At 60.8% G+C, this 20,985-nt stretch carries 21 protein-coding genes and 1 tRNA gene; 15 read left to right on the top strand and 7 right to left on the bottom strand.

Annotated elements, in window-relative coordinates:
- The first annotated feature begins 9 nt into the window (after positions 1–9).
- From DB032_RS17495 to DB032_RS17485, 3 genes are all read left to right on the top strand, one after another.
- On the top strand, positions 10–621 hold the full coding sequence (locus tag DB032_RS17495) for a thiol:disulfide interchange protein DsbA/DsbL (protein WP_107800592.1): 612 nt from the start codon (positions 10–12) through the stop codon (positions 619–621).
- Between the two features lie 83 nt (positions 622–704).
- On the top strand, positions 705–1,526 hold the full coding sequence (locus DB032_RS17490) for an undecaprenyl-diphosphate phosphatase (protein WP_107800591.1): 822 nt from the start codon (positions 705–707) through the stop codon (positions 1,524–1,526).
- A gap of 64 nt (positions 1,527–1,590) precedes the next feature.
- A tRNA-Met gene (locus tag DB032_RS17485) sits at positions 1,591–1,667 on the top strand.
- A 129-nt stretch (positions 1,668–1,796) separates the two neighbouring features.
- On the opposite strand, the gene purB is transcribed toward DB032_RS17485, so the two are convergent.
- From purB to ffh, 3 genes are all read right to left on the bottom strand, one after another.
- On the bottom strand, positions 1,797–3,167 hold the full coding sequence (gene purB / locus DB032_RS17480) for an adenylosuccinate lyase (protein WP_107800590.1): 1,371 nt from the start codon (positions 3,165–3,167) through the stop codon (positions 1,797–1,799).
- A gap of 65 nt (positions 3,168–3,232) precedes the next feature.
- Complete coding sequence (locus tag DB032_RS17475; protein ID WP_107800589.1) at positions 3,233–4,129, bottom strand: RimK family alpha-L-glutamate ligase; 897 nt, start codon at positions 4,127–4,129, stop codon at positions 3,233–3,235.
- Positions 4,130–4,178: 49 nt separating this feature from the next.
- Positions 4,179–5,534, bottom strand: a complete 1,356-nt coding sequence (ffh, locus tag DB032_RS17470) for a signal recognition particle protein (RefSeq protein WP_107800588.1) — start codon at positions 5,532–5,534, stop codon at positions 4,179–4,181.
- Between the two features lie 108 nt (positions 5,535–5,642).
- On the opposite strand from ffh, the gene DB032_RS17465 reads away from it, so the two are divergent.
- Both DB032_RS17465 and DB032_RS17460 read left to right on the top strand, forming a co-directional pair.
- Positions 5,643–6,464: an inner membrane protein YpjD gene (locus DB032_RS17465; RefSeq protein WP_107800587.1), complete on the top strand. Its 822-nt coding sequence runs from the start codon at positions 5,643–5,645 to the stop codon at positions 6,462–6,464.
- Positions 6,465–6,497: 33 nt separating this feature from the next.
- Positions 6,498–6,878 carry a helix-hairpin-helix domain-containing protein gene (locus tag DB032_RS17460; protein WP_107800586.1) on the top strand — a complete coding sequence of 127 codons (381 nt, stop codon included), beginning with the start codon at positions 6,498–6,500 and terminating at the stop codon, positions 6,876–6,878.
- 53 nt (positions 6,879–6,931) lie between these two features.
- On the opposite strand, the gene DB032_RS17455 is transcribed toward DB032_RS17460, so the two are convergent.
- Positions 6,932–8,347, bottom strand: a complete 1,416-nt coding sequence (locus tag DB032_RS17455) for a deoxyribodipyrimidine photo-lyase (protein WP_233246729.1) — start codon at positions 8,345–8,347, stop codon at positions 6,932–6,934.
- A 334-nt stretch (positions 8,348–8,681) separates the two neighbouring features.
- On the opposite strand from DB032_RS17455, the gene DB032_RS17450 reads away from it, so the two are divergent.
- The 7 genes from DB032_RS17450 to yacG all read left to right on the top strand — a co-directional run bounded on the left by DB032_RS17450 (position 8,682) and on the right by yacG (position 15,525).
- Positions 8,682–9,812, top strand: a complete 1,131-nt coding sequence (locus DB032_RS17450) for a porin (RefSeq protein WP_158274338.1) — start codon at positions 8,682–8,684, stop codon at positions 9,810–9,812.
- A gap of 219 nt (positions 9,813–10,031) precedes the next feature.
- Entirely contained in the window at positions 10,032–11,738 is a 1,707-nt protein-coding gene (gene pilB, locus DB032_RS17445; protein ID WP_107800583.1) for a type IV-A pilus assembly ATPase PilB, read from the top strand.
- 71 nt (positions 11,739–11,809) lie between these two features.
- The gene (locus tag DB032_RS17440) at positions 11,810–13,033 is read left to right on the top strand and encodes a type II secretion system F family protein (RefSeq protein WP_107800582.1); all 1,224 of its coding nucleotides are present in this window, start codon (positions 11,810–11,812) and stop codon (positions 13,031–13,033) included.
- Positions 13,030–13,899 (top strand): A24 family peptidase, encoded by an 870-nt coding sequence (locus DB032_RS17435; RefSeq protein ID WP_107800581.1) that lies wholly within the window; start codon positions 13,030–13,032, stop codon positions 13,897–13,899. Before DB032_RS17440 ends, DB032_RS17435 begins: the two co-directional genes overlap by 4 nt.
- Positions 13,889–14,500 (top strand): dephospho-CoA kinase, encoded by a 612-nt coding sequence (gene coaE, locus DB032_RS17430; protein ID WP_107800580.1) that lies wholly within the window; start codon positions 13,889–13,891, stop codon positions 14,498–14,500. Before DB032_RS17435 ends, coaE begins: the two co-directional genes overlap by 11 nt.
- A gap of 38 nt (positions 14,501–14,538) precedes the next feature.
- Positions 14,539–15,297, top strand: coding sequence for a cell division protein ZapD (gene zapD, locus DB032_RS17425; RefSeq protein ID WP_019100891.1), 759 nt, complete (start codon positions 14,539–14,541; stop codon positions 15,295–15,297).
- Positions 15,298–15,336: 39 nt separating this feature from the next.
- On the top strand, positions 15,337–15,525 hold the full coding sequence (gene yacG / locus DB032_RS17420; RefSeq protein ID WP_048409544.1) for a DNA gyrase inhibitor YacG: 189 nt from the start codon (positions 15,337–15,339) through the stop codon (positions 15,523–15,525).
- Between the two features lie 66 nt (positions 15,526–15,591).
- On the opposite strand, the gene DB032_RS17415 is transcribed toward yacG, so the two are convergent.
- Together DB032_RS17415 and tsaE are read right to left on the bottom strand one after the other, a co-directional pair.
- Positions 15,592–16,830, bottom strand: a complete 1,239-nt coding sequence (locus DB032_RS17415) for an N-acetylmuramoyl-L-alanine amidase (protein WP_107800579.1) — start codon at positions 16,828–16,830, stop codon at positions 15,592–15,594.
- Positions 16,791–17,276 (bottom strand): tRNA (adenosine(37)-N6)-threonylcarbamoyltransferase complex ATPase subunit type 1 TsaE, encoded by a 486-nt coding sequence (gene tsaE / locus DB032_RS17410; protein WP_370445205.1) that lies wholly within the window; start codon positions 17,274–17,276, stop codon positions 16,791–16,793. The genes DB032_RS17415 and tsaE overlap by 40 nt, the downstream gene beginning before the upstream one ends.
- Between tsaE and queG the strand changes: the two genes are divergently transcribed.
- A complete protein-coding gene (queG, locus tag DB032_RS17405; RefSeq protein ID WP_370445204.1) occupies positions 17,275–18,357 on the top strand; it encodes a tRNA epoxyqueuosine(34) reductase QueG in 1,083 nt (360 codons plus the stop codon). The genes tsaE and queG overlap by 2 nt on opposite strands.
- A 3-nt stretch (positions 18,358–18,360) precedes the next feature.
- Here the strand turns inward: queG and DB032_RS17400 are convergent, their stop codons facing one another.
- Positions 18,361–18,777 (bottom strand): MaoC family dehydratase, encoded by a 417-nt coding sequence (locus tag DB032_RS17400; RefSeq protein ID WP_107800577.1) that lies wholly within the window; start codon positions 18,775–18,777, stop codon positions 18,361–18,363.
- 316 nt (positions 18,778–19,093) lie between these two features.
- Between DB032_RS17400 and DB032_RS17395 the strand changes: the two genes are divergently transcribed.
- Both DB032_RS17395 and DB032_RS17390 read left to right on the top strand, forming a co-directional pair.
- The gene (locus DB032_RS17395; RefSeq protein WP_107800576.1) at positions 19,094–19,843 is read left to right on the top strand and encodes an electron transfer flavoprotein subunit beta/FixA family protein; all 750 of its coding nucleotides are present in this window, start codon (positions 19,094–19,096) and stop codon (positions 19,841–19,843) included.
- 3 nt (positions 19,844–19,846) lie between these two features.
- Entirely contained in the window at positions 19,847–20,779 is a 933-nt protein-coding gene (locus tag DB032_RS17390) for an electron transfer flavoprotein subunit alpha/FixB family protein (RefSeq protein ID WP_107800575.1), read from the top strand.
- Positions 20,780–20,985 lie beyond the last annotated feature (206 nt).

Below are 20,985 nucleotides of genomic sequence, written 5' to 3'. Positions count from 1 at the left end.
AAATCGATAATGAAAAAGTGGTTATTGCTTTCGTTGATGCTGTTCAGCGGCTTGGCAAACGCGGCGATTGAGCTGGGCAAGGATTACACCATGCTGGCGACGCCGCAGCCGGTGGCGGATCCGAAAAAAGTCGAGGTGATCGAGTTCTTCTCCTACCATTGCATTCACTGCCTGGAACTTGAGCCGGCGATGAGCGCCTGGGAGAAGAGCAAGCCCGCCGACGTGGCCTTCTCCAAGGAACAGATCGTGTGGCAGAAGTCGATGGAAGGCTTTGTGCGCATGTTCTCCGCCTTCAAGACCTCCGGCACTTACGACAAACTGCATCGCCCGGCTTTCGAGGCCGTGGTGAAGTCGCGCGTCAACCTGTCGGACGAGGGCGTGTTCGCCAACTGGCTGAAGCAGCAGAAGGGCGTTGACGCCGCCAAGGTGATGCAGGCGTACAAATCCTTCGGCGTGAACGCGCAGGTGGCCAAGGCGGCCAAGATGACCCGCGATTACGCGATCCAGGGCACCCCGACGGTGATCGTCAACGGCAAGTACGTGGTGACGCCGGTGGCGCCGGAGCGCATGGTGCAGGTGATCAACGAGCTGGTGGCCAAAGCCCGAGCCGAGAAAAAATAAGAATCGAGCAAGACGCTTGGTGAAGAAGGCAGCCCTGGGGCTGCCTTTTGTGCGTATTAATCCTTGATGGGGGATGGGTGGACATGGATGTGATGCTGTTGGCCAAGGCTTTATTGCTGGGCATTGTCGAAGGGGTGACGGAGTTTTTCCCGATTTCCAGCACCGGGCACTTGATCGTGGTCGGGGATCTGATCGACTTTCAGAACAATGCCGACGTGTTCGAGGTGGTGATACAGCTGGGCGCGATCCTGGCGGTGGTTTGGGAGTACCGGCAGCGCTTTCTGGGCGTGGCGCAGGGGGCTTTGCGGCGGGAGGCCCAGTCGCTGCGCTTCATCAGTAATTTGCTGGTGGCTTTCCTGCCGGCGGCGGTCATCGGTTTTTTCGCGATCAAGGCGATCAAGCACTATTTGTTCAATCCGGTGACGGTGGCGCTGGCCCTGGTGGTGGGCGGCGTCATCATTCTGCTGGTTGAGCGCAAACAGCGCGTGCCGCGGGTGAGCAGCGTGGACGCAATGAGCTGGCAGGACGCGTTGAAAGTGGGGTGTGCCCAAGTGTTCGCCATGGTGCCCGGCACGTCGCGTTCGGGCTCCACCATTATCGGCGGCATGCTGTTTGGCCTGGATCGCAAGGTCGCCACCGAGTTTTCCTTTTTCCTGGCGGTGCCGACCATGTTCGCGGCCACCTTCTACGATGTGTACAAGCATTGGCACCAATTCACCGCCGCCGATGTGCCGGTGATAGGTGTTGGTTTTGTCGCGGCCTTCATCAGCGCCTTCTTCGCCGTGCGTGGTTTGATCCGCTATGTGTCCAGCCATAATTTCAATGCGTTCGCCTGGTACCGCATTGTCTTTGGCCTGGTGATCTTGGCGACATGGCAGCTGGGTTGGGTGAATTGGAGCGCCTGAACTGGCTCAAGGTAGAAATATCTTGACAGTCAAAGCGGGCTTGTATAATATGCAACCTCTCTGACGCGGGGTGGAGCAGTCTGGTAGCTCGTCGGGCTCATAACCCGAAGGTCGTAGGTTCAAATCCTGCCCCCGCAACCAAATTCAAAAACCCAGCTTTCTTTTGAAAGCTGGGTTTTTCGTTTTCCGCGCCGCTCCGTTTTTTAAATGGTCGTTGAATAAAAAAACCGCCGGGTGAGGGCGGTTTTTTTATTGCTCGCGCAGACGAGATTAAATGCGCTTGGCCAGTTCCGCGGCCTTGCCGATATAGCTGGCCGGGGTCAATTCCAGCAGGCGGGCTTTCTCCGCTTCGGGCAATTCCAGGTTCTTGATGAAAGCGTGCAGGGTTTCACGGGTAATGCCGCCCTTGCCGCGCGTCAGCTCTTTCAGTTGCTCGTAGGGGTTGGGCACGCCATGGCGACGCATTACGGTTTGCACCGGCTCCGCCAGCAGCTCCCAGCTATTGTCCAGCTCGGATGCGATTGCCTGCGGATTGATTTCCAGCTTGTTCAGGCCTTTCAGGCAGGCTTTGAGGCCCAGAATGGTGTAGCCGAAGCCCACGCCCATATTGCGCAGCACGGTGGAGTCGGTCAGGTCGCGCTGCCAGCGCGATACCGGCAGCTTTTCCGCCAAGTGGCCCAGGATGGCGTTGGCCATGCCCAGATTGCCTTCGGCGTTTTCGAAGTCGATCGGATTGACCTTGTGCGGCATGGTGGAGCTGCCGACTTCGTCTTTCTTCACCTTTTGCTTGAAATAGCCCAGCGAGATATAGCCCCAGATGTCGCGGTTCAGGTCGATCAGGATGGTGTTGACCCGCGCCAGGACCTGATACAGCTCGGCCATGTAATCGTGCGGTTCGATCTGGATGGTGTAGGGGTTGAAGGTCAGGCCCAGACCGGTGACGAAGCGGCCGCAGAAGCTTTCCCAGTCGATGTCGGGGTAAGCGACCAGATGGGCGTTGTAATTACCCACAGCGCCGTTGATCTTGCCGAGGATTTCCTGATGAACCAGTTGTTCGCGCTGACGTTTCAGGCGGTAGACCGTATTGGCCAACTCCTTGCCCATCGTGGACGGGGTCGCAGGCTGGCCATGGGTGCGGCACATCATCGCGGTGTCGGCCAGTTCGTGGGCCAGTTTTTGCAGCTTGTGGATGACTTCGTCGATCGCGGGCAGCACCACGGTGTTGCGCGCGGTTTTCAGCATCAGCGCGTGCGACAGATTGTTGATGTCTTCGGAGGTGCAGGCGAAGTGGATGAACTCGCTGGCCGCCATCACTTCCGGATTGCCGGACAGGCGTTCCTTCAGCCAGTATTCGATGGCTTTCACGTCGTGATTGGTGCGCGCCTCGATGGCTTTGACTTCTTCGCCGTGTTGCACGTTGAAGTTGGCGATCACGTCGTCGATTTCACGGATGGTGGCCTCCGAGAAGGAAGGCACTTCCTCGATGCCCGGCTCGGCGGCCAGCATCTTCAGCCATTCCAGCTCCACTTTGATGCGGAACTTCATCAGGCCGTACTCGGAAAACAGATTGCGCAAGGCCTCGACTTGGCCGGCGTAGCGGCCATCCAGGGGGCTTAGGGCGGTCAGCGTGGTCAGGTTCATGCTGGGTAGTTCCAAACGTGGGTTGCCGGTGTTCTGGCGGGTTGCGGTACAAAATCGCTCATTGCTCAGCGCAGACGGCGCGCGAGCGCCGCGGCCAACTCCTCCGCGGCTTGCGGTCGGAAGCGGAAAAACAGCTCCGGTTCAATCATTTCCAGCTCCATGACCGCCAGGCGGTCATGGTTGTCGCGAATCATGTCGACGCGCGCGTACAGCACGTCGAAAGGGACCGCCCGCACGGCGGCTTCGGCGAAGGCGATCTCTTGCGCGTCGGCCTGATGCGGGTGGACCTGGCCGCCGTGATCGTCTTGCACGCGGAAGTCGCCGGACTTCGGCGTTTTGCGGATGGCGTGGCTGAAGCGGCCGTCGATGACGATCAGAGACAATTCTCCCTGGCTCAGCACATTGTGTTGCATGGGCTGCAGCAGCATGGCCTCCTGCTGGATCAGCTCGGCGTATACGCATTCCAGCGATTCCGCGTTTGTCGGAGCGACGCGATAAGTGTGCCGGGCGGCTCCGGAGACGGCTGGTTTCAAGATGGCGTCGTCCCAGTTCCGCTCTTCCAGCAACTGGCGCAGCGTTTGCGGCGCGCCTTTCTCAATGTAGCGCGTGTCCACCGTATGAACAGCGTTTTGTTGCAGCTCGGACAGGTAGTGTTTGTCCAGATTCCAGCGAATCAGCTCAATCTCGTTGAAGAGGCGGGTTTGAGCGGCCGCGCGCGCCAGCCAGTCGGAAAACGCGGGCAGGCGCTCGAAGTAATCCCAGGTGGTGCGGAACAGCGCGCAAGCCGAGTCGGCCCAGTCCATGTCCGGATCGTCCCAGGCCAGGCGGCGGACGCGCAAGCCCTGGCGCTGCAGCGCCGCCAGCACCAGGCCGTCTTCATGATGAACCTGGCGGCGGTACCAGTCGCCGTCGTCAGGCGGCAGCAGGCGCGAATCGGTCAGAACGGCAACATCGAGCGACATCGAAATCCTTTTACATCAAGAAAAACGGGTGCCAGGCACCCGTTTCAACTTACATGCCGGGCATCATGCCCTTCATGCCGCGAAGCATTTTCATCATGCCTCCCTTGGAGGAGAACTGCTTCATCATTTTCTGAGTCTGTTCGAACTGGTTCAGCAGCTTGTTGACCTCCTGCACCGTCACGCCGGCGCCGGCGGCGATGCGTCGTTTGCGGCTGGCCTTGAGCAATTCCGGCTTATGGCGCTCTTGCGGCGTCATCGAGTTGATGATGCCTTCGATGCGGCGCATGGCTTTCTCCGCCTCCGCGCCCTGCACGCCCTTGGCCATCTGGCCCAGTTGCCCCGGCATTTTCTCCAGCAGATTGCTCATGCCGCCCATTTTCTTCATCTGCTGCATCTGGGCCTTGAAGTCTTCGAGGTCGAAGCCCTTGCCGGACTTCAACTTCTTGGCCATGGCGGCGGCTTCGTCCTGATCGATGCCTTTTTGCACTTCCTCGATCAGCGACAGCACATCGCCCATGCCCAAAATCCGGCTGGCGATCCGGTCCGGGTGGAAGGGCTCCAGGCCGGACACTTTTTCGCCGACGCCGATGAATTTGATCGGCTTGCCGGTGATGTGGCGGACCGACAGCGCGGCGCCGCCGCGCGAGTCGCCGTCCATCTTGGTGAGGATGACGCCGGTCAGCGGCAGCGCTTCATTGAAAGCCTGGGCGGTGTTGACCGCATCCTGGCCCTGCATCGCGTCGACGACGAACAAGGTCTCCACCGGATTCAGCGTCGCGTGCAGCGCCTTGATCTCGGCCATCATCGCCTCGTCGATGGCCAGACGGCCGGCGGTATCCACCATCAGCACATCGAAGAAGTGGCGCTTGGCGTGATCCACCGCGGCGCAGGCGATATCGACCGGATTCTGGTCGCCTGAGGACGGGAACCATTCGACGCCGACCTGCTGGGCCAGCAGTTTCAACTGCTCGATGGCGGCGGGGCGGTAAACGTCGGCGGAGACGACCAGCACTTTTTTCTTCTGGGTCTCTTTCAATAGCTTGGCGAGCTTGCCGACCGTGGTGGTTTTGCCGGCGCCCTGCAGGCCGGCCATCAGCACGATGGCGGGCGGCACGGCGGCCAGATTGAGGGCGTCGTTCTTCTCGCCCATCAATTTGGTCAATTCCTCATTGACCACGCCCACCAGGGCTTGGCCCGGCGTCAGGCTGCCGGCCACGTCCTGGCCGAGCGCGCGCTCCTTGACCTGGGCGATAAAGGTTTTGACCACGGGCAGGGCGACGTCGGCCTCCAGCAGGGCCATGCGCACTTCGCGCATCGCGTCCTGGATATTGGCTTCGGTCAAGCGCGCATTGCCGCGCAGATTTTTCATCACGCCGGACAGGCGGCTGGTCAGGTTGTCTAGCATGGTGCGTCCTTACTTCTGCCAACGGCTTGCCGGTTGGTGTAGACTCTCAAACTATCGATTTTACCACGAGCCGCCGGGGCTGCGCCCGGTTTTGATAAAACACCCGACATGACCCGTTTCCTGCTCGTACTTTCTATTGCGCTGATCCTCTCTTACGGGGTTTTCAGCTGGCACTACTTCGCCAACTGGCGCGGCCTGGCGTGCTGGCCGCGCAAGCCGCGGCTGGAACACAGCCTATTGGGCGTGCTGCTGCTGCTGCAGGCGATTGCGGTGTTGTTGCCGCTGACTCAGGGCGCTTTGCTGTCCCTGGGGGTTGGCCGCGCGCTGTCGGTGATGGTGTGGATCATGCTGCTGATTTATTGGACTTGCAGCTTCTTCTATCGCGTGGAAGGCCTGCAGCTGTTCATGATGCCGCTGGCGATGGCCGCGCTGGGTTTCGCCCTGCTGTTCCCCGGCCAGCACGTAGTGCAAGACCTGAGCAATCCGGCTTTTGTGCTACATATCCTGGTCTCCCTGTTTGCTTACAGCCTGTTCGCCATCGGCGCGCTGATCGCCATTCTGATGCTGTTTTTGGAGAAAGCCCTGCACGATAAGCGGGCCTCTCCGCTGGTCAAGCAATTGCCGCCCTTGCTGTCCCTGGAAAAAATGATGTTCCAGGTGATAGGCGTCGGCTTCTTGCTGCTGACGGTTTCCTTGCTGACCGGCGTAGTGTTCTCCGAAGAAGTGTTGGGACATGCCGCGGCGCTGACGCACAAGACCATCTTCGCCGTGTTGTCCTGGCTATTGTTCGGCGGCCTGTTGATCGGCCGCAAGTTGCAAGGCTGGCGCGGCCGGGTGGCGATTCGCTGGACTTTGGCCGGCTTCCTGTCCTTGGCGCTAGCTTACATTGGCAGCAAGGTCGTCATAGAATTGATCCTGCAACGCGGTTGAGGTTGCCAGTCCTGTCTCACAAGGAGATCAATGATGAAAAAATTGTTAGCCCTGTTTGCCGCCCTGATGCTGATTTGCGGCACCGCTTTCGCCGCCGTCAACATCAATACCGCCAACCAGCAGGAGCTGGAGGCGCTGAACGGAATCGGCCCGGTCAAGGCCAAGGCCATTGTGGATTACCGCGCCAAGAACGGACCGTTCAAAAGCGTTGACGATCTGAAAAACGTCAGCGGGATTGGCGACAAGACCTTGGAAAAACTGCGCAGCGAGATCGCGGTCAGCGGCGCTTCCAGCGCCGCGCCGAAAGCCGCGGCCAAACCCGCCGCCGCCGCCAAGCCCGCCGCCGCTGCGGCCAAACCGGTGGCCGGCGTCAAGAAAGAAGCCTCCAAACCGGCGGCCAAGAAAAAGCCCTAACGTTTACCCGTCAATGGTTTGCAGGAAACAACGCCCGCGGATGCGGGCGTTTTTCATTGCTTGCCGAACAGGGCCAACGCCAATTGCCTTTGCTCAGCGTGGTCGACGATGGGGCGTGGATAGTCCCGGCCCAGAACGAAGCCTTCCGGCAGCGCCTTGGCTTGCCAGGGGGCGTGGATCGCCTGATCGCTGAGCGCGGCCAACTCCGGCACGTAGCGACGGATGAAGCGGCCGTCCGGATCGAATTTCTGCGATTGCGTCACCGGGTTGAAGATGCGGAAATAGGGTTGCGCGTCGCAGCCGGTGGAGGCCGCCCATTGCCAGCCGCCGTTGTTCGAGGCCAGATCGAAGTCCAGCAGCTTCTCCGCGAAATAGCGTTCTCCCAGACGCCAGTCAATCAGCAAATCCTTGACCAGAAAACTGGCGGCGATCATGCGCAGCCGGTTGTGCATATAGCCGGTTTGGTTCAGTTGTCGCATGGCCGCATCAATCAACGGATAACCACTTAGTCCTTTTTGCCAGCTTTCCAGCCAGTCCCGGCGGTTGGGAAAGGGAAGGTCTCGGTATTGCGGCTTGAAGCTGTGAGCGGCGACATCGGGGAAGTGCCATAGCAGCTGCTGATAAAACTCTCGCCAGATCAACTCCTTCAGCCAGCACATCGCGCCCTCGCCGCCGTCGAAACTGGCGAATTGCACCAATTGGCGAATCGAGATGGTGCCGAAGCGCAAGTGGGTGGACAGATAGGACACGCCCTTTACGCCGGGGTAGTCCCTTTGTTGATGGTAGCGTTGGATGCGTTGCTGACAGAAATCGGCGAACCTCTCTTGGGCGCCGGAGGCCCCGGGCGTCAGCAAGCAGGGTTCTGCCTGGGCGAAGCCCAATTCCGCCAGGCCGGGCATGGTCGGCGTGCCCGCTGGCGGGCGCAAGCGGCCCGCCAGCGGAGGCATGGTCAGCGATTGGCTGTGCTGTGGGCTCAGTCTTTTAAGCCAGGCATTGCAGTAGGGGGTAAACACGGTGAAGGGTTTGCCGCTGGAGGTGAGCAGCTCGTCCCTGGCGAAAATGACCTGGTCCTTGTATGAGAGCAAGCTCTTGCCCATTGTTGCCAGAGTCTGGGCAACCACCTGGTCTCGCTGGCGCGCATAGGGCTCGTAATCCTCGTTCACGTAAACGGCCTCGGCGTCTAGCTGCGCCGCCAGCCTCGGGATGATGTCTTGCGCTGGCCCTGTCGCACACCATAGGTCCCCGCCCGCTGCGCGCAGGGACGTCTGAACTTCCTGCAAGGATTGCCAGATGAAGCCGATACGTCTGTCGGCGGGGGAGAGCGTGTCGAGAATATTGCTGTCGAAAACAAAGACGCACTGCACCGGGCGGCCCGAAGCCAGCGCTTGCTGCAAAGCGTGGTTGTCCTCCAGGCGCAAGTCGCGCCTGAGCCAGTAAAGTGAAACCTTGCTCATGGGTAAGCTAGTCATGGTTTGATTGTCTGACAGTAGATGGTCCATTTTATGCTTTGTGGTTTGTTGCTTTTTTGCACTAAGTTGCTGCTTATGTTGCGTAATTGCATCTCACGGCTGGTGGCGCTTCAGTCTGGTGTTCATGTAAAACAAGGGTTTGTGATGCATGTGTTGTTTTTTTGAGTGCTTTTTTGTTGGAAGTGCATGCTGTTTTTGTTTTTTCGCAACGCCGGTCTTATATTGAGCCTAGCGATCACCGAAGCATATCGGCGACACATAAATGTCCGGGTTCTCTGGCCTTAGAACTAGCGAAATCAACAGGACAATATCAACTGACTTGAAAGGAACTGCAATGAACAAGACGCATATCGCTCTTGCAATCGCCGCCCTGATGCCGGCCGCCGCCGCAATGGCCGACGTCACCATCTACGGTGAAATCCGCGGTGGTTACGAGTACAACAAGACCTACCGCTCGAATACCAGCCTCGACTCCAACGGCAAGCCCCAGGGTAACTCCCAGATCAACGACTGGACCTCGCGCATCGGCTTCAAGGGCAACGAAGATCTGGGCAATGGCCTGAAAGCCATCTGGCAGGTTGAGAATCGCGTGAATATCGACGGCTCCGAATCCTCTGGCTTTAATACCCGCGACAGTTTCATCGGCTTGGCCGGCGACAGCTGGGGTAAGTTCCGTCTGGGGCGTCTGTCCAACTACGCTAACGATTCGATGGAGCAGGTGGACCCGGGCTATTACAGTTCGCAAAGCGTAGGTGGTCTGGCTTACTTCACCCGCCTTGATGACCGCGTCAACAACGCCATTCGCTACGACAGCCCGAACTGGGCCGGCTTCAGCTTCGCGTTCCTGTATGGCACCGACGAAGCTCGCGGGGCAAGCACTGATGGCAGCCGCACCAATCGCCAGACTTGGAACCTGGGCCTGAGCTATGAAAACTCCGGTTTCTTCGGCAAGTACAACTACCAGAACTGGGGTGACGCCGATAAGGCGCTTGTGTCTGGCGGGCGTAGCTCGAATAAAGATTGGCACCGCTTTGAAGGCGGCTACATGGCCAACAATATCTATGCGGTCTTGGGCTATCAACAAATTCGTGGCTATATCGATGGCACTGCCGGCGTTTATGCCGATACCAAGGGCGTGTTGTATAACAAAGCCGCCTTTAACGCTTTGACCGCTGGCTCTAGCAATCTGGATGTGAGCAAAGAAGTGAAAACCCGCGAACTGGCCCTGACTCTGGGTTATACCTTCGGTTCGTTGACCCCGTACTTCTCCTACGTCAAGGGTTACGACATCAGCGTTGGTGGTAGCGATGTCAACAACTCTGGTTACGACCAATATGTATTGGCTCTGGACTACGCTTTGTCCAAGCGTACCGAGGTTTACACTTCCTACGGTCACGTGAAGTGGAAGGGCAATAATGTGGAGAAGGAAAACTCCTTCGGCCTGGGTCTGGTGCACCGCTTCTAAGTGCACTTGAGTACCACCTTGAAAGGACTGCTTCGGCAGTCCTTTTTGTTTTGGCGCTAAGCCGGACCTATCCAGCCGCGCCGGGATTTAAGTCAAAGCAGCATCCGCATTTTGCATATAATGTTGTAACGGTAGTGCGGCTGTCTTGAAGGCGGCGGGCTCTGGCACGGGAGCGTCGCGCGGTGTCCTCAAATCTGTTTACTGGTGAGTTGCAAGCGTATGGAAGCTTCGGCTGGCATTTCCGGCTTGGGTCGGGCCTTGGTGCAAAACAATATGCTGTTGCAGCAGGATGCGGACGCCATTCTGCGTCAGTCTCAGGCATCGCATATCAGCTTTGTCGAGCAGCTGATTCAGAGCAAGAAGATGACGGCGCAGGATGTCGCGATGTTCGCGTCCAAGACCTTTGGCTATCCCTTATTGGACATGTCGGCCATCGATCTCGATCAGTTGCCCAAGGGCGTGGTGGATGACGAATTGATCGCCAGCCGGCGCTTGCTGCCCCTGCTCAAGCGCGGCAACAAGCTGTATGTCGGCACCTCGGACCCGACTCAGACCTCGGCCTATCACGCCATCACCTTCAAGACCGGGATGACGGTGGAAGTGGTGGTGGTGGAGGACGACAAGCTGGGCAAGATGCTCGGCAAGTACGGCGAGGACGCCACCGCCGCGATCAAGGCCCTGGAAAACGAGGATTTTGGCGATCTCGAATTCGCCGATCCGGACGCGCCGGCGGATACCGGCGCGCAGCCGGACGTCGACGACGCGCCGGTGGTCAAATTCATCCACAAGGTGTTGCTGGACGCGATCAATGGCGGCGCGTCCGATATCCATTTCGAACCCTATGAGAAGTTCTACCGCATCCGTTACCGGGTGGATGGGGTGTTGAAGGAGATCTCGCAGCCGCCCTTGGTGTTGAAGGAAAAGATCGCCTCCCGGATCAAGGTGATTTCCAAGCTGGATATTTCGGAAAAGCGGGTGCCGCAGGATGGCCGGATGAAGCTGGTCATTTCCAAGGCGCGGGCGATCGATTTCCGGGTCAGCACCTTACCCACTTTGTACGGCGAAAAGATTGTGATGCGTATTCTGGACTCGTCGGCCGCGAATCTGGATATCGAGCAGCTCGGCTTCGAGCCGGAGCAGAAACGTTTGTTGCTGGACGCGATCGGGCGTCCCTACGGCATGGTGCTGGTGACCGGCCCCACCGGCAGCGGTAAAACGGTGTCGCTGTATACCTGTCTTAATTTGCTGAACAAGCCGGACATCAATATCGCCACAGCCGAGGATCCGGTGGAAATCAATTTGCCGGGCATCAATCAGGTCAACGTCAACGAGCGCGCCGGGTTGACCTTCGCCTCGGCCTTGAAGGCTTTTCTGCGCCAGGATCCGGATGTGATCATGGTGGGCGAGATCCGGGATTTCGAAACGGCGGACATCGCGATCAAGGCGGCGCAGACCGGTCACATGGTGTTCTCCACCCTGCATACCAATAACGCGCCGGCGACTTTGACCCGGATGCTGAACATGGGGGTGGCGCCGTTCAATATCGCCAGCTCGGTGTTGCTGATCATGGCGCAGCGTCTGGCGCGCCGTTTGTGCGCGCATTGCAAGAAGCCGGCGGACATTCCCGAAGAGGCGCTGTTGCGGGCGGGTTTCAAGAAAGAGGAATTGGACGGCAGCTGGAAGCCCTATGCGCCGGTGGGCTGTGAGGAGTGCCGCAATACCGGCTACCGCGGCCGTACCGGCATTTACGAAGTGATGCCCATCACCGACGCGATGACGCGTTTGATCATGCAGAACGGCACCGCCATCGATATCGCCGATCTGGCGCGCAAGGAGGGCATGGTGGATTTGCGCCACGCCGGCCTGCTGAAGGTCAAGGCGGGCTTGACCTCGTTGACCGAGATCGAGGCGGTGACCAACGAATAAAAGCGGTTTCGCGCCTCCGGCAGCCGCCGGAAAGCTGACTTAACGGCTTGGAATAAGAAAGAGGCCATGGAATGGCAGTCACGGTAGCGAAAAAAGCGACGCCGGGCTTTGTCTGGGAGTGGGAAGGCAAGGACAAGGCGGGCAAGGCGATACGCGGGGAATTGAGAGCGGAGTCCGAGGCGGTGGCCAAGACTCAGCTGCGGCGTCAAGGCATCAATGTCGTCAAGATCAAGCGCCGGCGCGCCGGGTTCGGCAAGCGCATCACCGAGCGGGACATCACCTTGTTCACCCGGCAGCTGGCGACCATGATGCGCGCCGGCGTGCCGCTGTTGCAGGCTTTCGACATCGCGGCCAAGGGCCACGGCAACCCCGCCGTGACCAAGATGCTGCTGGAAGTGCGCGCGGATGTGGAAACCGGTCTGTCGCTGGCGGAGGCCTTCCGCAAGCGGCCCTTGTACTTCGACAAGCTGTTCTGCAACATCATCGCCGCGGGCGAAACCGGCGGCGTGCTGGACTCCTTGCTGGACAAGCTGGCCACCTACAAGGAAAAGGTGATGGCGATCAAGGGCAAGATCAAGTCGGCGCTGATCTATCCGTCGGCCATCGTCGGCACCGCCTTCATCATTACCGCCGTCATCATGATTTACGTGATTCCGGCGTTCAAGGATTTGTTCTCCAGCTTCGGCGCCAATTTGCCGGCGCCGACCTTGTTCGTGATCTGGCTGTCGGATGGCTTCGTCCATTACTGGTGGCTGATCTTCGGCGTGATCTTCGGCAGCCTGTTCGGCTTTCTCTACGCCTTCAAGCGCACGCCCAAGCTGCAAGAGCGGATGGACCGCATTCTGCTGCGCATGCCGGTGATCGGCGACATCATCCGCAAGGCCACCATCGCGCGCTGGGCGCGCACTTTGTCCACCTTGTTCGCCGCCGGGGTGCCGCTGGTGGAAGCGCTGGATTCGGTGGGCGGGGCCTCCGGCAATCAGGTGTACGCGGACGCCACCAAGCGGATTCAGAACGATGTCAGCACCGGCTCCAGCCTCAATTATTCGATGCAGCGTACCGACTTGTTCCCTAATATGGTGCTGCAAATGACCTCGATCGGCGAGGAGTCCGGCTCGCTGGACCAGATGCTGGACAAGGTGGCGGATTTTTACGAAGAAGAAGTCGATAATGCGGTGGCCGCGCTGTCCAGCTTGCTGGAGCCGGCCATCATGGTGATTCTGGGGATCTTGATCGGCGGTTTGATCATTGCGATGTATATGCCGATTTTCAAAATGGGGCAGGTGGTTGGATGATCGAGGAGTGGCGCTGGATCGCCGGCTCGTACCCGCTGGCTTTCGCCGGCGCGGCGCTGGTGCTGGGTTTATTGCTTGGCAGTTTTCTGAATGTGCTCATCCATCGTTTGCCCAAGATGCTGGAAGCCGAATGGCGGCGGAATTGTGTTGATTGTCTGCAGCTGGAGGAGAGCGAGGCGGTCGAGCCCTATAATTTAATGCGGCCGGCCTCGCACTGCCCGCAATGCCGGGCCGTGGTGCGTCCATGGCAGAACATTCCGCTGTTGAGCTTCCTGTTGCTGCGCGGCCGCTGCGCGAGTTGCCGAGTCAACATCCCTTGGCGTTATCCGGCGGTGGAGCTGTCGGCCGGCGTGTTGTTCGCTTTCCTGGCCTGGCGCTATGGGTGGTCGGAGCAATTGCCGGCCTATATGGCCTTGACGGCGGTGCTCTTGGCGCTGACCTTCATCGATGCGGACACGCAGCTGCTGCCGGACAACCTGACCTTGCCCTTGCTGTGGGGCGGCTTGCTGTTCAACCTGCTGACCGGAACCGTGCCCTTGGCCGACGCGGTGATAGGCGCGATGGCCGGCTATCTGAGCTTGTGGTTGTTGTTTCACGGTTTCAAGCTGGTCACCGGCAAGGAGGGCATGGGCTATGGAGACTTCAAGCTGCTGGCCGCCTTGGGCGCCTGGCTGGGATGGACCTTGCTGCCTTTGGTGATCCTGCTGTCCTCGCTGGTGGGCGCGGTGGTGGGCGTGGTCTTGATTTTGCTGGCCAAGCACGGTCGTGGCCAGCCCTTGCCGTTTGGCCCTTATCTCGCGGCCGCCGGCTGGATTGCCCTGATCTGGGGGCAAGACATCGTGTACTGGTATTTGCATGGCTATTAAAGTGGTGGGGCTGACCGGCGGCATTGGTTCCGGTAAGAGCGCGGCGGCCGATCGCTTCGCCGAATTGGGCGTGCCGGTGGTCGACACCGACGCCATCGCGCACGAGCTGACCGGGCCGCATGGCGCGGCGATGCCGGCCTTGGCGGCGGCTTTCGGCGCGGGCGCGGTGCGAGCGGACGGCGCTTTGGATCGCGGCTGGATGCGCGAGCGCGTGTTCGCCGACGCCGGCAGCCGGCAGCGGCTGGAGAGCGTGCTGCATCCGCTGATCCGGCAGCAGAGCGAGGCCAGGGTGGCCGAGGCGCGCGGGCCGTATTGCGTGTTGGTGGTGCCCTTATTGTTTGAAACCGGGCATTATCTGCCGATGCTGGCGCGCACCTTGTTGGTGGATTGCGAGGAGTCGGCGCAACTGGAGCGGGTGATGCGGCGCAACGGCATGGACGAAAACGCCGTGCGCGCGATCATGGCGGCGCAATGTTCGAGAGCGCAGCGACGCGAACGCGCCGACGATATAATTTGTAATAATGACAGCTTGGCTGCGTTGAGGCTTCAAGTCGACGCCAAACACGATTATTATCTTGCCAGCCTAGCCGATAGATCATAACCGGGCTCTCGCGAGCCAAGCAGAAGGGCCGATGCGCCGTGATCAGTTTTGAGTTTCCCGTCACCGAGCGAACCCGCATCCTGCTCCGCCTGGAGCATCTCTACGCACGTCTTGGGTATTTCATCGGCAAGGACCATCCGTATGATCATCATGCGGCCCTGCTGGTGTTGTTCGAGCTGATGGAAACCGCCTCGCGCGCGGACTTGAAGGCGGATCTGCTGCAGGAATTGGAACGGCAGAAACAGATGCTGGAAGCGCTGCGCGAGAATCCGCAAGTGGCGGAAGAGACCCTGGAGGGCGTGCTGGAGGACATCGAGCACGCGTCCAGCCGGCTGCTGGCGCTGACCGGCAAGTTCGGCCAGCATCTGCGCGAAAACGAGTGGCTGATGGCGATCAAGCAGCGCGCCGGCATTCCCGGCGGCACCTGCCAGTTTGATTTGCCGTCTTACCACCAGTGGCAGCAGAAGTCGGCCGAGGTGCGGCGTCAGGACATCAAGCGCTGGGCGTCGCCGCTGATGCCCACCGCCGAGGCGGCGGGCATTCTGCTGACTCTGTTGCGCGACAGCGGCAAGACCCATCATTACGTGGCGCGCCGCGGCGTGTTCCAGCAGATGTCCGGCGGCAAGGTGGTGCAGCTGATCCGCGTGGCCTACGATGGCGGCCTGGAGCTGCTGCCCGAACTGTCCGCCAATAAATACGCGCTCAATATCCGCTTCGTCAGCGCGGTGACCGGGGAATCCCGGCCGCGGCAGACCGAGCAGGATGTCGAGTTTCACCTGACCAATTGCAAGTTCTGACCGGCGCGAGCGCCGGACCTTGCCCCGTTTTGAGAAGCCATGTCTGATTCTGTTCGCGTTGTCGCCTGTCCCACTTGTCGCGCGCCGGTGCGCTGGGAGCCGCAAAGCCAGTTCCGCCCGTTTTGCAGCAAGCGTTGCCGTCTGATCGATTTGGGCGAGTGGGCGACGGAAAGCTATCGGGTGCCGGCGCAGGAAGAGTCGCCGAGCGAGGCGAGCCGCGGAGAGTGAGCGCCCGGCCGCAATGAAAAACAGGTCCCTGAGCGGGACCTGTTTTGTTTTGGCCGCGGGACGGACTCAGGCTCTGGCCGCCAGCGCCGCGCCCTGCGAGAAATAGCCTTTCATGCCGGTGAAGATGGCATTGGCCATTTGCTGCTGGAAATCGCTGCTGAGCAGACGCTGCTCTTCCTCCGGGTTGGAGATGAAGGCGGTTTCCACCAGGATGGACGGGATGTCCGGCGCTTTCAGCACCGCGAAGCCGGCCTGCTCCACCGCGCTCTTGTGCAGCTTGTTGAGGCCGCCCAGATGGCCCAGCACGGTCTTGCCCAGTTTCAGGCTGTCGTTGATGGTGGCGGTCTGGGTCAGGTCCAGCAGGGTGTGGGCCAGGTATTTGTCCTTGCTGCCTATCTTGACGCCGCCCACCAGGTCGGCGTCGTTCTGGCTTTGCGCCAGCGCCTTGGCGAAGGCGCTGGTGGCGCCTTTTTCAGACAGCGCGAACACCGAGGAGCCGCGCGCGGCGCGATTGGGCGCGGCGTCGGCGTGGATGGACACGAACAGGTCGGCGTTCAGCTTGCGCGCCTTGGCCACCCGCACGCCCAGCGGGATGAACACGTCTTCGTCGCGGGTCATATAGGCCTTCATATTGCTTTCCGCGTCTATCATGCGCTTCAACTGTTTGCCGATGCTCAGCACCACGTCCTTCTCGCGCGTGCCGTTCAGACCGACGGCGCCGGGATCGATGCCGCCGTGGCCGGGGTCCAGCATCACGATGATGGGGCGATTGCTGTCTTTTTTCTTGGGCTTGATCTGCGGCGCAGGCTGTTCCAGCTTGCCCTTGTTGTAGTCCTGAAGCAGGGCGAGCAAGGGATCGTCCTGCTTGCCGGCCGGGTAGAGATCCACCACCAGCCGGTGTTTGTACTCGGCCACCGGCGTCATGGTGAAGGCCTGCGGCGTGATGTCCGCTTTCAACTCCAGCACCAGGCGCACCGTGTCCGGATCGAACTGGCCGGCGCGGGCGGTCTTGATATAGGGGTCGGCGGCGGAAATCTGGCCGCCGATGTCTTTGAGCACGCTGTTGAGCTGCACGCCTTGCAGGTCGATCACTAGCCGGTTGGGGTTGGCGATGGTGAACTGCTTGTATTGGATGGCCTCGCTGGCCTCCAGCGTGATGCGGGTGTAAAGCGACGCCGGCCAGATGCGCAGGGCGACGATCTGACTGTTGGCGGCGAAGCCGACGCGGCTCACCGACAGCATGAAGGTGGCGGCCGCGGCGCCGATCAAGCGGCGGCGGAGGGGATCGAAAGTCGAATCAGGCATGACTGTCCGGTTTCTGAGTGGGCAAGTAAACGATAATTGCGACCATTTCCGGCCACGGCTAGTTCCAGCACGATGTCGGCGCGCGGCAAGAGCTCCGCTGCCTTGTCCGGCCACTCGACCAGGCACAGGCTGTCCGGGCCGAAGTATTCGCGGAAGCCGGCATCCTCCCATTCCTCGGGGTCGGCGAAACGGTACAGGTCGAAATGGTGCACGCTATAGTGAGGAAAAGGATAGCTCTCCACCAGAGTATAGGTGGGGCTTTTGACCTTGCCGGCATGGCCGAGCGCGGTCAGCAGGCCGCGCGTGAACGTGGTCTTGCCCGCGCCCAGATCGCCCAATAGATAGACGACGAGGCCGGCTTGCGCCGCTTCGGCGAAGGCTTTGCCCAGCGCCAGGGTGGCGGTTTCATCTTCCAGGTAGCCGCAGCGAACGCTGGTATCATCCATGGCCATGACCGAAAACTCTTTACAAAAACCGGATTATCCCGAATTGGCGCGCCAAATCAAAGCCTGGGCGCGCGAATTGGGTTTTGCCGACGCCAGAATCGGTCGCGCCGGCCTGCCGCCGGAGGCGGAACAGAAGTTGAACGCCTGGCTGGCCGCCGGCCATCACGGCGAGATGGACTATATGGCCCGCCACGGCGCTTTGCGGGTCAAGCCGGCGGATCTGGTGCCCGGCACCCTGTCCGTTATTTCCCTGCGCATGCATTACTGGCCGCAGGCGCGCGCGTCGGCCGAGGTGCTGGCCGACGGCGGCAAAGCCTATTTATCGCGCTACGCGCTGGGGCGCGACTATCACAAGGTCTTGCGCAACCGGCTGCAGGCGCTGGCGGACCGGATCAAGCGGGAGATAGGCGAGTTCGGCTACCGGGTGTTCACCGACAGCGCGCCGGTGGCCGAGGTGGCGCTGGCGGCGCAGGCCGGCCTGGGCTGGCGCGGCAAACACACTCTGTTGCTGACCAAGAACGAGGGCTCGCTGTTTTTCCTGGGAGAGGTCTTCACCGACCTGCCCCTGCCGGAGGACGAGGCGGAGGACGGCCATTGCGGCCGCTGCACTCGTTGCATCGATGTCTGTCCCACCGCGGCCATCGTCGCGCCCTATACGGTGGACGCGCGGCGTTGCATTTCCTATCTGACGATAGAGCTGAAGCGGGCGATTCCGGAGGAGATGCGGCCCTTGATCGGCAACCGCGTCTACGGCTGCGACGATTGCCAGCTGTTCTGTCCTTGGAACCGTTTCGCGGTCGACACCCGGGAGACCGATTTTGCGGTGCGTCATGGTTTGGACGACGTGAGCTTGCTAGAGTTGTTCGCCTGGAGCGAGGCCGAATTCAAGGAGAAGATGGCCGGCAGCCCGATTTACCGCATCGGCTACCTCAAGTGGCTGTCCAATCTGGCGGTGGGGCTGGGCAACGCGCCCACCGCGCCGGAGGTGGTGGCGGGCTTGCGCGCGCGTCTGGATTTTCCCGACGAGATGGTGGCCGAGCCGGTGCGTTGGGCGCTGGGCCGGCACGGCGTCATCGTTTGAAGCTCAGGGTTTGCTGGGCGCCTTGACCAGGGATTCGCCTTCCAGCACCACCTTGCCGCGGACCGAGCACTGGGTCGCCAGTTTGACGAAGTGTTTGTCCGGATTCAGTTCGATCACGGTGGCGCGGGCGGTCACGGTGTCGCCGATGCGCACCGGCGCCTTGAAACGGGTGGATTGCGATAGATAAATGGTGCCGTGGCCGGGCAACTGGGTGCCCACTACGGTGGAAATCAGGCTGGCGGTCAGCATGCCGTGCGCGATGCGCGTTTCGAACGGCGTCTGTTCCGCGTACTCCTGATTGATGTGCACCGGATTGTTGTCGCCGGACACGGCGGCGAACATCAGCACGTCGGCTTCGGTGATGGTCTTGCTGAATTCGGCGAAATCGCCGAGGCCAAGATCTTCAAACCAAACAGTCATGACCGCTCCTGACTTGATATGACGGGGAAATGTTGCAGTGCATTGTGACAGCTTTTGGCCGGAATGCAAATTACCGAGAAATCACGTACTATCGGCGATAAGTTGCGTTTTTGCCACGCTGTATGCAATACAAATCAACCAAACGCTCGTTTGAATTTGTGCTTGGGGCATAATCAGGCTTGCTTCGGCAATTGCTGCTTCCGCGTTCGATCAATCCAGACGGCGGCATTTCTGAAACGGCCGCGCTTGGCGCGGCGGCGGCGACGGTCCGCTCCAGGTTTCTTTTTAGAGATGTCCAGAGGTTTGTTGGAGGAATATGAAAGTTCTAGTCGCTGTGAAACGCGTTGTGGATTACAACGTGAAGGTTCGGGTCAAGGCCGACGGCACTGACGTGGATATCGCCAACGTCAAGATGTCGATGAACCCGTTTGACGAAATCGCGGTGGAAGAGGCGGTGCGTCTCAAGGAAGCCGGCAAGGTCAGCGAAATCGTCGTGGTGTCGCTGGGCGTCAAGCAATGCGAGGAAACGCTGCGCACCGCGCTGGCGATGGGCGCCGACCGCGCCATCCTGGTGGAAACCGATGCGGAGCTGCAGCCGCTGGCGGTGGCCAAATTGCTGAAGGCGGTGGCGGACAAGGAACAGCCGCAGCTCTTGATCGTGGGCAAGCAGGCGATCGACGACGACGCCAACCAGACCGGTCAGATGGCGTCGGCGCTGCTGGGCTGGGGCCAGGGCACGTTCGCCTCCAAGGTGGACTTGTCGGCCGAGACCGTGGACGTCACCCGCGAGATCGACGGCGGCCTGGAAACCGTCAAGCTGCGTTTGCCGGCGGTGGTTACCTCCGACCTGCGCCTGAACGAGCCGCGCTTCATCAAGCTGCCCAACATCATGGCCGCCAAGAAAAAGCCGCTGGACAAGACCACGCCGGCGGAACTGGGCGTGGACGCCGCTCCGCGTCTGAAGACGCTGAAGGTGGCCGAGCCTTCCAAGCGCAGCGCCGGCATCAAGGTGGCCAACGCCGCCGAGCTGGTCGCCAAACTGAAAACCGAAGCAAAGGTGCTGTAAGCCATGGCCATTCTCGTTATCGCTGAACACGACAACCAGAGCCTGAAAGCAGGCACCCTGAACACCATTACCGCCGCCGCCAAGCTGGGCGAGGTGCATGTGCTGGTGGCCGGCCACAACGCCGCCGCCGCCGCCGAGGCCGCCAAGGGCGTGGCCGGCGTCGCCAAAGTGCTGCTGGCCGACGCCGCTCACTACGCGCACGGCCTGGCCGAGAACCTGGGCGCGCTGGTGTCCGACCTGGCCAAGAGCTACAGCCACGTGCTGGCGCCGGCGTCCTCCTTCGGCAAGAACCTGCTGCCGCGCGTAGCCGCCTTGCTGGACGTGGCGCAGATCTCCGAGATCGTCGCCATCGAATCCGCCGACACCTTCGTGCGGCCCATTTACGCCGGCAACGTGCTGGCCACCGTGCAGTCCGCCGACCCGATCAAGGTCATCACCGTGCGCACCACCGCCTTCGACGCGGCGGGCCAGGGCGGTTCCGCCGCGGTGGAAACCGTGGCCGCGGCAGCGGACGCGCAGCTGTCCAGCTTCGTCGGCCAGGAACTGACCAAGTCCGATCGTCCGGAACTGGGCTCGGCCAAGGTTATCGTTTCCGGCGGCCGCGCGCTGGGTTCGGAGGAACAGTTCAAGGCGGTGATCGATCCGCTGGCGGACAAGCTCTCCGCCGCCGTGGGCGCTTCCCGCGCCGCGGTGGACGCCGGCTACGCGCCGAACGACTACCAGGTGGGCCAGACCGGCAAGGTGGTGGCGCCGCAGCTGTACTTCGCGGTCGGCATTTCCGGCGCGATCCAGCACCTGGCCGGCATGAAGGACTCCAAGGTGATCGTCGCCATCAACAAGGACGAGGAAGCGCCCATCTTCCAGGTGGCGGATTACGGCATCGTCGGCGATCTGTTCACCGTAGTGCCGGAGTTGATGGCCGAGTTGTCCAAATAATCCCGGATCCGCGCCGCGAGTCTCTCGCCGGCGCGGACAGCGGGCCGGGCGAGCCGCCCGGAACAATAATATTCAGCCGGCAACGCCCGCGCGCAGTCATCGGCCCGATGCGGGCCGGACCCGCCGCGGCGCTTGCCGGCTTTTTCATGTCTGCGAATAGAAACCGATTGCCGGCCGAACCGGCGGTCCCAGCCATCCAAACACGA

The organism is Chromobacterium sp. Panama (genome assembly GCF_003052555.1).
Classification (GTDB): Bacteria; Pseudomonadota; Gammaproteobacteria; order Burkholderiales; family Chromobacteriaceae; genus Chromobacterium.
This window is presented reverse-complemented; position numbering and strand designations above follow the sequence as displayed.